Origin of the sequence: Nocardioides sp. REDSEA-S30_B4 (assembly GCF_001627265.1) — a bacterium.
In the GTDB taxonomy this organism is placed as follows: domain Bacteria; phylum Actinomycetota; class Actinomycetes; order Propionibacteriales; family Nocardioidaceae; genus Nocardioides.
This window is the reverse complement of record NZ_LUPI01000019.1, coordinates 1-15,180: the sequence shown is the minus strand read 5'-3', so window position 1 is coordinate 15,180 and position 15,180 is coordinate 1. Positions and strand designations below refer to the sequence as shown.

At 72.3% G+C, this 15,180-nt stretch carries 13 protein-coding genes; 4 read left to right on the top strand and 9 right to left on the bottom strand.

What is annotated here, in order from left to right; translation table 11 throughout:
* Positions 1–58: 58 nt before the first annotated feature.
* Entirely contained in the window at positions 59–1,156 is a 1,098-nt protein-coding gene (locus A6R01_RS05480) for a hypothetical protein (protein WP_292604322.1), read from the top strand.
* Positions 1,153–2,355 (top strand): M48 family metallopeptidase, encoded by a 1,203-nt coding sequence (locus tag A6R01_RS05475; RefSeq protein ID WP_292604320.1) that lies wholly within the window; start codon positions 1,153–1,155, stop codon positions 2,353–2,355. The genes A6R01_RS05480 and A6R01_RS05475 overlap by 4 nt, the downstream gene beginning before the upstream one ends.
* A gap of 38 nt (positions 2,356–2,393) precedes the next feature.
* Here the strand turns inward: A6R01_RS05475 and A6R01_RS05470 are convergent, their stop codons facing one another.
* The 9 genes from A6R01_RS05470 to A6R01_RS05430 form a co-directional block, all read right to left on the bottom strand.
* Positions 2,394–2,618, bottom strand: a complete 225-nt coding sequence (locus A6R01_RS05470; RefSeq protein WP_292604318.1) for a Flp family type IVb pilin — start codon at positions 2,616–2,618, stop codon at positions 2,394–2,396.
* Between the two features lie 166 nt (positions 2,619–2,784).
* Positions 2,785–3,441, bottom strand: coding sequence for a response regulator transcription factor (locus tag A6R01_RS05465; RefSeq protein ID WP_292604316.1), 657 nt, complete (start codon positions 3,439–3,441; stop codon positions 2,785–2,787).
* On the bottom strand, positions 3,438–5,018 hold the full coding sequence (locus tag A6R01_RS05460; protein ID WP_292604314.1) for a sensor histidine kinase: 1,581 nt from the start codon (positions 5,016–5,018) through the stop codon (positions 3,438–3,440). Before A6R01_RS05460 ends, A6R01_RS05465 begins: the two co-directional genes overlap by 4 nt.
* A 23-nt stretch (positions 5,019–5,041) precedes the next feature.
* On the bottom strand, positions 5,042–5,962 hold the full coding sequence (locus tag A6R01_RS05455) for a type II secretion system F family protein (protein WP_292604312.1): 921 nt from the start codon (positions 5,960–5,962) through the stop codon (positions 5,042–5,044).
* A gap of 1 nt (position 5,963) precedes the next feature.
* Positions 5,964–7,907: a type II secretion system F family protein gene (locus A6R01_RS05450; protein WP_292604310.1), complete on the bottom strand. Its 1,944-nt coding sequence runs from the start codon at positions 7,905–7,907 to the stop codon at positions 5,964–5,966.
* Entirely contained in the window at positions 7,907–9,403 is a 1,497-nt protein-coding gene (locus A6R01_RS05445; protein ID WP_292604308.1) for a CpaF family protein, read from the bottom strand. Before A6R01_RS05445 ends, A6R01_RS05450 begins: the two co-directional genes overlap by 1 nt.
* A gap of 3 nt (positions 9,404–9,406) precedes the next feature.
* On the bottom strand, positions 9,407–10,612 hold the full coding sequence (locus A6R01_RS05440; protein WP_292604306.1) for an AAA family ATPase: 1,206 nt from the start codon (positions 10,610–10,612) through the stop codon (positions 9,407–9,409).
* A gap of 9 nt (positions 10,613–10,621) precedes the next feature.
* Positions 10,622–11,359 (bottom strand): Flp pilus assembly protein CpaB, encoded by a 738-nt coding sequence (gene cpaB, locus A6R01_RS05435; RefSeq protein WP_292604304.1) that lies wholly within the window; start codon positions 11,357–11,359, stop codon positions 10,622–10,624.
* A 216-nt stretch (positions 11,360–11,575) separates the two neighbouring features.
* Positions 11,576–13,366 carry a long-chain fatty acid--CoA ligase gene (locus tag A6R01_RS05430; protein ID WP_292604302.1) on the bottom strand — a complete coding sequence of 597 codons (1,791 nt, stop codon included), beginning with the start codon at positions 13,364–13,366 and terminating at the stop codon, positions 11,576–11,578.
* Positions 13,367–13,527: 161 nt separating this feature from the next.
* Between A6R01_RS05430 and A6R01_RS05425 the strand changes: the two genes are divergently transcribed.
* Complete coding sequence (locus A6R01_RS05425; protein WP_292604300.1) at positions 13,528–13,965, top strand: SRPBCC family protein; 438 nt, start codon at positions 13,528–13,530, stop codon at positions 13,963–13,965.
* A 10-nt stretch (positions 13,966–13,975) separates the two neighbouring features.
* On the top strand, positions 13,976–15,180 hold a 1,205-nt coding region (locus tag A6R01_RS05420), incomplete at its 3' end, for an ArsA family ATPase (protein WP_292604298.1).

Below are 15,180 nucleotides of genomic sequence, written 5' to 3'. Positions count from 1 at the left end.
GGTCCTGGTCGTCACCCGACTGGCCGACGGGCCCTACGTCGCGGCGCCGCCCGCGGACGTGCCGGCCGCTGCCGACCCCGTCGCAGCCACCACGGCGCTCGACTCCCTCGAGCGTGCCCTCTCGACCGGCGACGGCGCGGCCGCCGCCTCACTCGCGCCCGCCGATGACGCCGCGGCCCGCAGTCTCCTGGAGTCGCTGGCCGGGAACGCCCGGACCCTGCGGGTGCGGGACCTCGACCTCCGTTACGTCGACACCCTCGGTGTCCCTGCCGAGGACGGCAGCTGGGCGGTGCGGGCCGACCTGACCTGGTCGCTGGGTGGGGTCGATCGTGGAGTCGCGCGCACGGAGGTGGAGGTGGGCCTCCGGTCGTCGGCGCAGGCCGTGGGGGTGACCGGGTTCACCGGGGGCCGGGTGCCGCTGTGGCTGCGCGGCCCCGTGCTGGTCGACCGGGGCGAGGACACGCTCGTGATCACCACGGGCGCCGACCCGGCGCCGTACTCCCTCCTGGCGCGGCGTGCGGTGCCGCAGGCCGCGAAGGTGCTCGGCGACAGTGCCGGGCCGCTGGTGGTGGAGGTGCCGCAGGACGCAGCGGGGCTCGACGCCGTGCTGGGTGTGCCCGAGGGGACCTACCGCGAGGTGGCCGCGGTGACCGCGTCCGTGGACGGCCTGCTGTCCACCTCCTCGCCGGTGCACGTCTTCGTCAACCCGGCCGAGCTCGGTCGACTGCGGCGGACCGGCGCCCAGGTGGTGATGACCCACGAGGCCGTCCACGCCGTCACCGGGGCACCCACCAGCCGGGCGCCGGTGTGGCTGGTGGAGGGGTTCGCCGACTACGTCGCCCTCCTCGACGTCGACCTGCCCCTCTCACGGACCGCCGCCCAGGTCCTCGAGCGGGTGCGTGAGGACGGGGTCCCCGACCGGCTGCCCGACGAGTCCGACTTCGACCTCACGGCGCCGCACCTCGGCGCCGCCTACGAGGCGGCCTGGTTGGCCTGCCGCGCCCTGGCGACGCTCGTGGGGGAGGACGGGCTCGTCGAGGTCTACCGACGGACCTCCGACGGTGCGGACCTGGCCGCCGCCCTGGCCGCCGTCGGCACCGACCCGGCCGAGGTGACGCGCACCTGGCAGCGGCTGCTGACCGAGGCTGCCGGATGATCGCGCAGCGGCGCGTCGCGATCGCGGTCACGGTGGTCGCGACGGGTGTCTTCCTGCTCCTGGCCGCGCTGCTCGTGCCGTGGTCGCCGGTGCCCGGAGGGACGCCGGACCCCGTGCCGGTGGAGGACGTGCTGACCAGCGCGGAGGTGGCCCGAGCCGAGCAGTTCACGGGCGTGCTGCGGCGATGGGGGTGGGCGGCGACCGCCGTGAACCTGCTCGTCGTGGTGCTGCTCGCCCTGTCCGCCCGCGTACGCCGCTGGGCGGGCCGGCTCCCCGGCCGCTGGTGGGTCCAGGTGCTCCTCGCCGTGGCGGGGGTCGAGCTGGTCGCGCGGGTGGCGACCCTGACCTTCTCGGTGCTCTCACGCCGGCACGTCAGGGCCGCCGGGCTCTCCGACCAGACATGGACCGGCTTCGCCAGGGACCTGGTGGTCGCCGAGGCGCTGGACATCGTGGTGACGGGCCTGCTCGCGCTGGTGGTCGTCGGTTGTGCCCGCCGGTGGCGACGGGCCTGGCCGGCCGTGGTCGCTGGACTCGCGGCGGGTCTGGTCGTCGCAGGCAGCTTCGCCTACCCGCTGGTGGTGGAGCCGTTGTTCAACGACTTCGCCCCGTTGCCCGACGGCGACCTGCGGACCGGCGTCCTCGAGCTCGCCGAGGCTGAGGGGGTCCCCGTGGACGAGGTCCTGGTCGCTGACGCATCCCGACGGACGACGACCCTCAACGCCTACGTGTCCGGGTTCGCCGACAGCCGCCGCGTGGTCCTCTACGACAACCTGGTCCGCGACGTGCCGCGCGACGAGGCGCTCGCGGTGGTGGCCCACGAGCTCGCGCACGCCAGGCACGACGACGTCCTGGTCGGCACCGTGCTCGGTGCCAGCGGCGCCGCGGCGGCGGTGGGCCTGCTGGGCCTGGTCCTGGGCCGTCGGCGAGCCGACGACCCGGCGACGGTGCCGACGCTGGTGGCGCTGCTCGCGGTCGGGAGCGTGCTCGCCCTGCCGGTCCAGAACGGGATCAGCCGCACCATCGAGCTGCGCGCCGACGTCGAGGCGCTGCGGGTGACCGAGGACCCGGAGGCCTTCGTGGACCTGCAGCGGCGCCTGGCGCTGCGCTCCCTGGCCGACCCCACCCCGCCGGCGTGGTCGCACTGGTGGTTCGGCAGCCACCCGACCCTGCTCGTGCGTGTGGCCCTCGCCCGGTCCTGAGACGGGGCGAGGGCCACACGGCCGCGAGGCGGCTTGCGTCAGGTGGTGGGTCGGTCGGCGCACTGGGTGGTGCCGGCGCTGGTGGCGATCGTGTCGCAGGTGTCATCGAAAATCTCCTCGATGGCGCCGCCGAAGGCGAACACGACGACGACGATCAGCGCGGCGATGCCGGCGATGAGCAGGCCGTACTCGACGGCGGAGGCGCCGCGCTCGTCGCGGTCCTCGGAGCGGGCGTCCAGCATGATGCGCAGGAACTCGAGCATGTGATTTCTCCCTGTGGTCTGCGGCCCCCGACGAGGAGCCTCATGGACTCCATTCTCGGCCGTACCCGGGGGACGGTTCATCCCATGAAGGTCCGGACCGGCATAGTCATTCCGGACTAGTGCGGATCTGCTAGCGGCGTAGAGGCCCCTGCGGAGGGCCAGGTGCTCAGGGGGTGCCGGGCTGGCGCTGCACGCTCGAGAGCAGGCCGATCCGCATCGCGGTGACCAGCGCCTGGGCGCGGTTGGCGGCGCCGAGCTTCTGGTAGATCCGCGCGATGTGGGACTTGGCGGTCGACTCGCTCATGTAGAGCTGTGCCCCGATCTGGGCGGCGCCCAGGCCGTCGGCGAGCAGCACGAGGACCTCGTGCTCTCGGTCGGTGAGCCGGGTGGACTCCGCCGCCCCGCGGCGCATCATGGCGCCGACCAGTCCGCTGCAGATGAACGAGCGGGGGGAGACCGAGGCGTGGCGGGCGGCCTTGACGACCTCGGGGGAGGGGGCGTCCTTGCCGACGAAACCGGAGGCGCCGGCCTCCATGGCGGCGAAGATCTGGTCGTCACCGGAGTGCATGGTCAGCACGATGAGGCCGACGTCCTCGTGGTCGCGTCGCAGGGCCCGGACGATGTCGAGACCGGTGCCGTCGCCCAGCTGCAGGTCAGTGACCACCACGTCGGGCCGCACCTCCTCGAAGCGGGTCAGCGCCTCGGCCACCGAGCCGGCCTGGCCCACGACCGTCATGTCGGGCTGGAGGTCGAAGACCCCGGCCAGCCCCGTGCGGATCAGCTCGTGGTCGTCGACCAGCATGACGGAGATGTTCTCGCTCATCGGGGGGTGCTCACCTGCTTCGTCTCGGGGGTGGGTGCGGCCGGCGGCCGCTGCTCCGCGGGCAGGCGGACGCTGACGCTCAGCCCGCCGCCGGGTGGCTCCTCGATCGCCAGGTCGGCGTCGATGAGGTGGGCTCGCTCTCGCATGATTCCCATACCGTAGGAGTCCGAGCGTGCCTCGCCCAGACCCTTGCCGTCATCGATCACGGTGATGGCAGCCGTGGGTGCGGCCACCTGGCAGTGCACCCGGATGGTGCGGCACTCGGCGTGCTTGACGGCGTTGTTGAGCGCCTCCTGAGTGATGCGGAACAGCTCGGCCTCCACCTCGGGCCGCAGCCGCTGCGCCTGCTCGTCGAGGGTGACCTCGATGGGGATGCCCGAGGTCTGGCTCAGGTTGCGGGTGACTCCGACGATGGCGGTGCCGAGCGACTCGCTGGTGCCCACGGTCGTGCGCAGGGTGGTGACCGAGCGGCGTACCTCCGAGACGATCGCGGTGACGCGCTCGCGGAGCATGCCCAGCTGGGCCTCGGCCTCCGGGGTCGGGGCCTGGGCAGCGAGTGCGTCGACGAGGTAGCCGAGGGAGGCGATGTCCTGCGCCACGCCGTCGTGCATCTCCCGCGAGAGCCGCTGCCGCTCGTCGGCTGTCGCGGTGTCGCGGAAGGCCTCGAAGAGCAGCCCCGTCTCGAGCTGCACCGCCTGCTCCTCTAGGGCCACCTGCAACCGGGTCACGCGGTGGCGCAGCTCGTCGGGTCCGACGCTGGAGCCCGGGGGGAGCGAGCCGCTCACCACGGCGACCGTCGAGCGGTGCCCCTCGAGGGGGAAGGCGAAGATGCCGTCCTCGACCACGACCTGGTCGCGCGCCCAGGCCGCGGTGGCGAAGTCCGCGCACCGGTCGAGGTCGCCACCGGGCAGCGACTTGGCGGTGAGGGTGGCGAGGTGGTCGTCCAGCGGGACGTGGATGCTGACCGCCGACGCCGGGACCTCGTCGAGCACGGTGCTGAGGATGACCCCGCCGAGGCTGCGCGGCTCCAGGCCCGACGACAGGCCGACGCTGAGTTGGTTGAGCTCGCGCAGCAGGTCGGATGCGTGCCGGTACGGCGCCATCGGGTCGTCGTCGCGCAGTGCGCCGCGCACGAAGGTGGCGACCATGCCGAGCGCGAGACCCATCGCCGCCCAGGTGAAGATCGCGAAGGACTGGTCCGCGCTGAGCGGTCCGCCCGAGGCGATGCCGACCACCACCACCGCGATCAGCTCCGCGGACAGGGCCAGCAGCACACCGCGCAGGCCCTGCCACAGGCCGGCGATGAACGGTGGCACGGCCAGGGCGCCCAGCACCGCCTGGGAGGTGAGCTCGGTGCCTGCGACCAGGCCGACGAACCCCGCGTCGAGGACGACCAGGGGCACGCGCAGCCGGGGGGCCCGCAGCTCGAGATTCAGGGCCAGCAGCCAGCCGGTGCCCAGGGCGGCCAGGGCGATCACGGAGGACACGTCACGTCCCCACAGGATCGGCCCCCCGAGCGCGAGCAGCACGAAGCCGCGCGCGGCGGCCGCGATGCGCAGGTCGGGGGCGTTCCTCATCGTCGTCGGATCGGCGCCGTGTCTCAGAAGCTGTCCATGATGCTGATGACGGCAGGCCCCATGACCGCCACGAACAGGCAGGGCAGGATGCAGAAGATCAGCGGGACGGTGATCTTGACCGGCACCTGCTGGGCCTTCTCCTCGGCCCGCTGGCGGCGCTTGACGCGCATCTCGCTGGACTGCACGCGCAGCACCTGGCCGACGGGCACGCCGAAGGAGTCGGCCTGGACCATCGAGCTCACGAAGCTCTTCAGGTCCGCGACGTTGGTGCGATCGGACATGGCGCGTAGCGCGGCGGCGCGTCCCTGCCCGATCTGCATCTCGCGCAGCACCCGGGAGAACTCCTCGGCCAACGGGCCGTCGGTGTTGCGGGACACCTGCTGCACCGCAGCGTCGAAGCCGAGACCCGACTCCACGCTGATCGTCATCAGGTCGATGGCGTCGGGCAGGTCGCGCTGGATCTGCAGGGAGCGGTCGTAGGCCTTCTGGTAGAGGTAAAGGTTGGGGCCGAAGAACCCGACGACCAGACCGCCGAGGACCACGGCGATCCGGACCGGGGTGCCGGCACCGAGCATCAGGCTGAACAGCAGCGCGACCACGAGACCCGCCACGGCGCCGACGATCTTGCCGGAGGTGACCCGGTCGACGGTCCAGCCCGGCGGGTTGCCCGCGAGGTCCAGCTTGCGCCGGATCCGTTCCGCGGAGTCGGCCCCGGACAGTCGGCGACCCAGGCCCAGGGTCCTGGCCTGCAGCGGCTCCCAGACCCGCTCGGAGAACGGACGGTCGATCTCGTCGGTCAGCTCCTTGGGTGCGCTGGTCATCGCCTGCAGGACCGCCAGCGACTTGCCGACCCCGGAGGCCTCGGCGTCGCTGGTGGTGGCCGAGGCCACCAGCAGGATGGCGACGAGGACCAGGAGCACCCCAAGCACGAGCAGCAGGGTCATCTCACACCTCCACCTTCACCAGACGGCTCATCCAGAACACGCCGACCGCGAGCCACAGGGCCGCTCCCACCATCATGACGATGCCGAGAGGCTCGGTGAACATCACGCTGACGTAGTCGTAGTTGGTCAGCAGCAGGTAGACCATGAACAGGGGCGGGAGCAGGCCGAGCACCCAGGCCGAGAGCTTGCCCTCGGCGGCCAGAGCGTTGACCTGTCGGCGGACGTACTCGCGCTCGCGCATGGTGCCCGCCACGGTGTCCAGCAGCTCGGCGAGGTTGCCACCGACCTGGCGCTGGATGCGGATCGCCATGACGACCCACTCGAAGTCCTTGCTGTCGAAGCGCTCGGCCAGGCCCTCGAGGGCGTCCTCGATCGTCACGCCGAGCCGGGTCTCCACCAGGACGCGGCGGAACTCGGTCGAGATCGGCTCGGGGCCCTCGCGGACCACGGTGTCGACCGACTGGGCCAGCGAGAGCCCGGCGGACAGCGAGCCGCTGATCAGCTGCAGGGTGTCGGGCAGGCCCGCGTTGAAGGCCTTGCGGCGCCGGGAACGGCGCAGCCCGAGGTAGACCCAGGGGCCGGCCACGCCGAGCAGGATGAACACCAGCCCGAGGATGATGTTGCCCGCCCCCAGGAGCAGTCCGAAGATGCCGGAGACGACGACGATCCCGGCGTGGACGAGCAGCCACTCGGCGGGCTTGAGCTCGCTGCCCGCGCCTTCGAGACGGTGCGCGATCCTCGCCTCGAGGCCCTTGGTGCGGCGCAGCACCTGGGCGGCGGCGTCCTTGGCCTGGGCGATGGCCTGCTCGGTGTCGAGCCGCGGCGTCTCGTGCTCCGGGGCGCCACCGGTACGGGCGGTGTAGGAGACGACGCGGTCAGCGGCGCTGGGCGCCGGCGCCGGACGGGGGACGAGAGCGACCAGCAGGACCACCAGCCCCACCCCGATCGCCAGCACGCCGGCGTACATCGCCCAGCTGGGCACGACCCAGCCGCCCGAGCGCAGCAGCTGGTCGTCGACACCGGTGCCACCGGCGACGGACTCCGCGACCGCGGCGAACGCCTCCGCGGACACCGTCCCGGAGCTGGTGTCCATGCTGACGGCGATGGTCTGGTCGACGGAGTCGAGGTCGCCGGGGACCTGGGCGGTGACCAGCACCTGGCGGTCCAGCACGTCCGCCTCGGCGGCGAAGGTGCGCGTCAGCGCCTCGCTCGTCGCGGGGATGACCTCGCCGTCCCCGGCCGCGGAGAGGGCCGTGAGGTCGTCGGCAGGGTCCTGGACCAGCGAGACGACGTCGAGGCGGACCCCGGCGCCCTCGACCGCCGCCGTCACCGTCTCCAACGTGGTGTCGGTGGTGTCGGCCCCGTCGGACAGCACCACCAGCGTGCGCTGACCCTCCGTGCCCGCGACATCGACGGCGCTGAGCACGCCGTCGTAGAGCGCGGTCTGCGCGGAGAGCTCCAGGCCGTCGATGACCGAGCGGGCAGCCGCGCGGTCCTGGGTGGGGGCGAGGGGTTGGGCGACCGAGCGGGCGAAGGTCACGATGCCCAGCGACACGTCGTCGGGCAGGCCGTCGACGTAGGCGAGCGCAGCCGACTTCGCGGCCGCGATCTTCTCGCCCCGCATCGAGTTGCTGGTGTCCATCACCAGGACGGCGGTGCGCCGGACGGCACCGGACGTGCCGGCGGGCTCGGCCTCCGCGTCGACCCGGTCGCCGCCGATGCGGAGCTCGACGCTGCCGAGGTCCGGCGCGGCGTCGGGTGGCAGGGACACGATGACCTGCACCGTGCCGTCGGCGGTCGGCTCGACGTAGGAGATCGAGGCCGCCTCGCCGGCGGCGCCGGCGCTCGCCGGCCACACCACCCAGGCCAGGGCGAGCAGCGCGGCGAGCAGCCGTCCGAGGTGGCCCGTGCGCCGCCTCGTGGAGGGTCCGAGAAGGCGGGGCATCACATGCGGTCCGTGGCGAAGACCATCGGGTCGACGGTGACGTTGGCGTAGGCCATCTTCTCCAGGAACTTCGGGCGCAGGCCGGTGGGACGCAGCCGCCCGAGCGAGCGCCCGTCGGCGTCGAAGCCCAGCGAGGCGTCGTACACGAAGATGTCCTGGAGGGTGATCACGTCGCCTTCCATCCGCTCGACCTCGGTGATGTGCGTGATGCGGCGCGAGCCGTCCTTGAGCCGGGACTGGTGGACGATCAGGTCCACGGCGCTGGCGACCTGCTCGCGGATCGCGCGCATCGGCAGGTCCATGCCCGCCATCAGGACCATGGTCTCCATGCGGGAGAGCGTGTCGCGGGGACCGTTGGAGTGCAGGGTGCAGATGGAGCCGTCGTGGCCGGTGTTCATCGCCTGCAGCATGTCCAGCGCCGAGGCGTCGCGGACCTCGCCGACGATCACGCGGTCGGGTCGCATGCGCAGGCTGTTCTTGACCAGGTCGCGGATCGTGACCGCGCCCTTGCCCTCGATGTTGGCCGGGCGCGACTCCAGGCGCACGACGTGGTCCTGCTTGAGCTGGAGCTCGGCGGCGTCCTCGATGGTCACGATGCGCTCGTCGCCGGGGATGAAGGAGGACAGCACGTTGAGGGTGGTCGTCTTTCCGGCGCCGGTGCCGCCGGAGACGATGACGTTGAGGCGGCCACGGACGCAGGCCTCGAGGAAGTCGCAGGTCTGGGGGGTCAGGGAGCCGAACGAGATCAGGTCGAGCGCGGTGAGCGGGTCGGCGGCGAACTTCCGGATCGTCAGCGCGGAGCCGTCGACCGCCAGCGGCGGGACCACGGCGTTGACGCGGCTGCCGTCGGGGAGGCGGGCGTCGACCATCGGGGAGGACTCGTCGACGCGTCGACCGATGCGGGAGACGATCTTGTCGATGGTGCGACGCAGGTGCGCCTCGTCGGCGAAGGTCGCCTCCGCCGGGACCAGCTTGCCCTTGCGCTCGAGCCAGATGTCCTTGTGCCCGTTGACCATGACCTCGGAGACATCGGGGTCGCGCAGGTAGGGCTCGATGGGGCCGTAGCCGAGGATGTCGTCGCTGATCTCCTGGGTGACGCGCTGGCGGTCGCTGCTGGAGAGGGGACGGTCCTGCGCGCTGAGCACGTCGGCGAGGACGGCGCGGACCCGCTGGTCGAGCTGGTCCTGGTCCATGTCGGCGTCGTAGAGCTGCGGACCGAGCTGCTTGAGCAGCTCGGTGTGCACGCTCTGCTTCAGCTCCTCGATCCGGTCGCCCTGCTGCGACGTGAGCCGGGTCTTCCGCGGCGGCTCGGGAGCGGTACGCCGGGCGGCGGCTGCCACCGCGCTCGAGCCCGCGGCCGGTGCGGCCGCGGGGGTGGTAGACGCGGCGTCGGCGGTCGGGGGAGCGCCGGCATCGGGGCCCTGGGGGGCGTCGGCGTCCGCGGCGGCCTGCTCGGCCTGACGGGCGGCCGCAAGGCGGTCGGCGAGGCTGCTCATGGGTTACCTCCTGAACCGGAAGCGGGACCGGCCGCGCTCCGCGGCGTCGTGCTCGTCGCTGTCGGTGGGGGCCGGGTCGGAGTCGTCGTGCTCGGGACCGGCGAGGGGGACCCCCGCGATCTCCGAGGCGAGGGCGCGCACGGCCTGGCTGGACTGGTGTGAGGGTGTGGACACGACGATGGGCGTGCCCGCGTTGGTGGCGGCGGCCACCTCGACCGCGGAGGACACCGAGGCCGAGACGGGGATGCCGAGGATCTGTTCGACCTTGTCACCGGTGATGCCGACCGCGTCGTCGGCGCGGTTGAGCAGCAGGTGGCGGTGGCCCCGGGCGATGTCGAGCATGTCCAGGGTCTCGAGGGCGACCTTGACGTTCTTCAGGGTGGGCACGTCCAGGGTGGCCACGATGACGCACTCGTCGGTCTCGTCGAGCGCGGTCAGGACCTGCTCGTCGAACGACGGCGCGGTGTCGACGACGACGAAGTCGAAGGTCTCGCGCAGCGTGCGCAGGACCTTGGCCACCAGCATGGGGGAGACCCGCTCGCGGACGTCCGGGTGTGCCGGGGCGGCCAGCACCATCATGGAGTCGGCGTGCCGGGTCAGCAGGGTGTCGAGATGGGCGGCGTCGAGGGAGTCCTCGGAGCCGATGGCGTGCTCGATGGAGTGCGTGGGGAACAGCTGCATGGTGATGGCGACGTCGCCGAAGGCGAGGTCGAGGTCGACCAGGCAGACCCGGCGCGCGCCACGCTCGGTGAGTGCCAGCGCGAGGTTGACCGCCATCGTGGTCTTGCCCACCCCGCCCTTGGGCGAGAAGACGGTCACGACGCGCCCGAGCTGCTGGGCGCCACTGGGGCCGCGCAGCGCAGTCCACAACTCCCGGGCCCGGTCGACCGCGCCGCGGACGGCCTCGGTGTCCTCGACGGCCACGACGTCGCGGGCGCCGGCCTTCATGGCGCTGCCCAGCACCCCGGTGTCCAGCTTGTCGCGCACCAGCACGACGCTGACGGTGGGCCGGCTGACCCGCAGGTCCTCGCAGACCTTCAGGCAGTCGTCCAGGTCGAGGTGGGGACCGAGCACGACGACGTACTCGTCGAGGTGTTGGCCGAGCCAGGCGCGCATCCGGTCCACGGAGTCGACGCCCTGGCTGCCCGGCGGCATGCCGGCCAGCAGCGCGGTGACCGCACTGGTCTCGGTGTCGACGGCGACGGGCATCGGATCAGCTCACTGGAAGAGGGAGTCGGTGGTGGTGGGCGGGGCGAGGGTGACCTTGGAGTCCTCGGTGAGCAGCGCGAAGGAGAGCTCGCCCTGCTGCTGGCCGAGCAGCACCCGCTGCATCTGGACCTGGCTGACCGAGAGCGTGATGAGGGTGCGGGGCAGCGACTCGACGACTTGCTGGCCGCCCTCGCCGCCCTGGCCGTTGGTCGTGGTCGTAGTGGTGACGGGCGTCGTCGAGCCGACCGCGATGACCTTGACCCGGGTGAGCAGCACGCGGGAGTAGGGCTGTCCGGTGGTGGCGTCGCTGCCGTTGATGAAGATCGCCACCTCGGAACCGGGGTTCACGAAGCCCGCCACGCGGGCGGGGTCGGTGAGGTTGATCGACATCGCCATGTCGCCCTGGTCGGGGATCTGCAGGCGCGGCTCGTCCACGGCGGTGTCGCCGAGCTTCTGCGGCACGATCTGCTCGCCGGGGTAGATGACGGTCAGCGCGAGCTGCTGGTCGACGCCCTCGGTGGTGACCAGGGCGCCGGGCAGGACCTGGCCCTGGGGGACGGCCTGACGGGCGAGCTTGCCGGCCGCGGCGGCGTCGGCGATGCGCTCACCGCGCTCGATCTGCACGGTGGCGACCAGCACGTCGGTGGTCTCGAACTTCTCCTCGGCCCGGTTGTCGGCGCCGCGGACGTAGAGGAACACCAGCGCGGTCCCCAGCGCGGCCACCACGGCGGCGGCGACAAGCAGCATCCTGCGACGGTCCATCACGAACCTTTCGTTGCAGGGACGTGGGGCCCCATTCCCCATGTCCGCACGTCATGACAGAGGCGCGGCAGCGCCTCCCTCCGAGTTCATGCTAGGAGCGTCGGTAGGGCCGTTGGGCCCTTTTCGCGCAATTGCGGACCGCCGTGAGCCTGAGCGGATTCCAGAGATGTCGTTCGTCCGCTGGTGGGGTGGCGCCCGGGATCAGCGGTAGAGCGCCTCCACGTGGGCCCGCGACTCGCGCATGACCACGGAGCGACGCAGCTTCAGGCTGGGCGTGAGCTGCCCGCCCTCCTCGGTCCACTCGTCGGCGATCACCACGAACTTGCGGATCGACTCGGCCTTGGAGACCGCCTTGTTGGCGTCCTCGACCGCCTCCTCCACCGCGGCCCGGACGTCGGCGTGGTCGAGCAGGTCCTCGGCCGAGCCGGACAGACCACGGGCCTCGGCCCAGACGGTCAGCGCCTCGCGGTCCAGGGTGACGAGCGCACCGATGAAGGGCTGGCCGTCGCCGACCACGAGGCACTGGTCGACCAGGGCGTGGGCACGGACCCGGTCCTCCAGGACGGCGGGGGCGACGTTCTTGCCGCCGGCGGTCACCAGGATCTCCTTCTTGCGGCCGGTGATGCGCACGAAGCCCTCGTCGTCGACCTCGCCGACGTCGCCGCTGTGGAACCACCCGTCGCGCTCGAGGGTCTCGGCCGTGGCCGACTCGTTGCCCCAGTAGCCGGCGAACACCTGGCCGCCGCGGAAGAGCAGCTCGCCGTCGTCGGCCACGCGCACGGCCGTGCCCGGCAAGGGACGCCCGACCGTGCCGATCTTGTGCGCGCCCGGCAGGTTGACGGTGAGGGCGGCGGTGGTCTCGGTCAGGCCGTAGCCCTCGAGGATGGTCAGCCCGACGCCGCGGTAGAAGTGGCCCAGCCGCTCCCCGAGGGGCGCGCCGCCGGAGACCGCGAACGTGCAGCTGCCGCCGAGCGCGGCGAGGAGCTTGCCGTAGACGAGCCGGCTGAAGACGGCGTGCTCGGCCCGGACCCTCAGCGGGACCCGCCCCCGGTCCTGTGCGCGCGACCAGGCGATGGCGGTCTCGGTGGCCCGGTCGAAGACCTTGCCGCGGCCCTCGGCGGCCGCCTTCTGGGAGGCGGTGTTGAAGACCTTCTCGAAGACCCGCGGCACGGCGAGCACGAAGGTCGGGCGGAAGGACTGCAGGTCCGGCAGGAGGTTCTTGATGTCGGGGCTGTGGCCCAGGCGGGTGCGCGACATGACGCAGCCCACCTGGATGATCCGGGCGAAGACGTGCGCCAGCGGGAGGAAGAGCACCGTGGAGGCGCCCTCGGTCTCGAAGAGGGACTCGAGCTCCTCGGTGGCCACGCCCAGCTCGAAGAGGAAGTTGCCGTGCGTGAGCATGCAGCCCTTCGGGCGTCCGGTCGTGCCGGAGGTGTAGATGATCGTCGCCAGGTCCAGCGGTGTCGCCGTCGTACGACGTTGCTCCAGCTGCTCGTCGGCGACGTCGGCACCCAGGCGCGACAGGACGTCGACCGCGTTGTCGGCGAAGGACCACACGTGACGGAGGTCCTCGAGGTCGGCGCGGACCGCGGTGACCCGGGCTGTGTGCTCGGGGCCCTCGGTGACGACGGCACGGGCGCCGGAGTCGGCGAGGATCCAGGCGACCTGCTCCTCCGAGGAGGTCTCGTAGACCGGCACCGTCACAGCACCGGCGAACCAGATGGCGTAGTCCAGCAGCGTCCACTCGAAGCGTGTCTTCGACATCAGCGCCACCCGGTCGCCGGGCTCGATGCCCGCGGCGACCAGGCCCTTGGCGACGGCGCGTACCTGGTCGTGGAACGAGGCTGCGGTCACGTCGGTCCAGTCGCCGGCACCGTCGGGGCGGCTCATCACCACCGCGTCGGGCGCCTCGGCCGCGTTGCGGACGACGGCGTCGGTGAGGTTGCCGGTGGTGGGGACCTCGACGGTCATGGGCGTCGAGTACTCGCGCACGGCTGCTCCTGTCTGGCCTTCGACGAACGTGCCCGGGCACGTTACCGCCGTCGGGCGGAGGGGGCCCCATCCGGTACGCTCGCGCAGCCGGAGGTCCCCCCGCTGACCCCTGACGAACCCGTCACGAACCCCCGCTGTCCAGCGTCGGAAAGAGAGTCGCAGTGGCTGAGCAGACCACCTCGTCGATCGTGATCGACGCCACCCCCTCCGAGGTCATGGCCGTGATCGCCGACTTCGAGAGCTACCCCGCCTGGGCCAAGGGCGTCACCACCGCCGACGTCGTCGCCACCGGGGCCGACGGTCGCGCCGAGCAGGTGTTCTTCGCACTCGACGTCTCGCCGATCAAGGACGAGTACACCCTGGCCTACACCTGGGACGGGGACCGTGAGGTCACCTGGACCCTCGTCGAGGGCAAGATGCTTCGCGCCCTCGACGGCGCCTACGTGCTGCGCGAGAAGGGCGGGTCGACCGAGGTCACCTACCGTCTGGCCCTCGACGTCTCCATCCCCCTCATCGGGATGCTCAAGCGCAAGGGCGAGAAGATCCTCATCGACACCGCGCTCAAGGGGCTCAAGAAGCGCGTCGAGCAGCTGGCCTGAGGGCGGCTGCGTGCGCATCCTCCTGTTCACCGGCAAGGGCGGCGTCGGGAAGTCGACGATCGCGTCGGGCACGGCTGCGCTGGCTGCCGCCGACGGACACCGCACGCTGGTGCTCTCGACGGACGCCGCGCACTCCCTGGCCGACGCGTTCGGTGCCCCCGTCGGCCCCGAGCCCACCGAGGTGGCCCCCCGCCTCTTCGTCCAACAGGTCGACGCCCAGCTGCGGTTCCAGCAGTCCTGGGCCGACATCCAGCGCTACCTGCTCTCGGTCCTCGACGTCGCGGGGGTGGATCCGGTCGCGGCGGAGGAGCTGACGGTGATTCCGGGGGCCGAGGAGGTCCTGGCCCTGCTCGAGCTGCGGCTCCAGGCCATGTCCGGGCGCTGGGACGTCGTGGTCGTCGACTGTGCACCCACCGCCGAGACGCTGCGGCTGCTGGCCCTCCCCGAGGCGCTGGGGTGGTACATGCACCGCGTCCTGCCCGCCGAGCGGCGCATCGTCAAGGCCCTGAAGCCGGTCCTCACGAGGGCGGCCGGCGTCCCCATGCCCGGGGACGACGTCTTCGACGCGATCGAGCGGCTGCACGCCGAGCTCGAGGAGGTCCGGGCACTGCTGTCCGGACCGGAGGCGAGCGTGCGTCTCGTCCTGACCCCCGAGACGGTCGTGCTGGCGGAGGCCCGTCGCAGCTACACCAACCTCTCACTCTTCGGCTACCGCGTGGACGGCGTGGTGGCCAACCGGGTCTTCCCCTCGGGCGGCGACGCCTGGCGCGAGGGCTGGGTCGCGGCCCAGGACGCCGTGCTCGCCCAGGTCTCGCAGTCCTTCGCGGGGCTGCCGGTGTGGCGCTCGGAGTACCGCCCCGTGGAGCCGGTCGGCGTCGAGGCCCTGCACGCCCTGGCGACCGAGGTGTACGACGGATCCGACCCGCTCGCGCCGCCGCAGGGTGAGGGTCCCTTCCAGGTCACCCGCACCGAGCGGGGGGCCGAGCTGCGCCTGGCGCTGCCCTTCGTCACCCGGGCGGAGGTGGACATCGCGCGCAACGACGACGAGCTGGTGGTCACGGTCGGCTCCTACCGCCGCCTGCTCACGCTCCCGTCCGGCCTCTCCCGCCTGCGGGTGGCCGGCGCCCGGGTCGAGGACGGCCGGCTCCAGGTCCGGTTCGCCGAGCCCGCCGGGGACGCCACCGCCCGCGACCAGGACCGACGACCGCAGGAGGC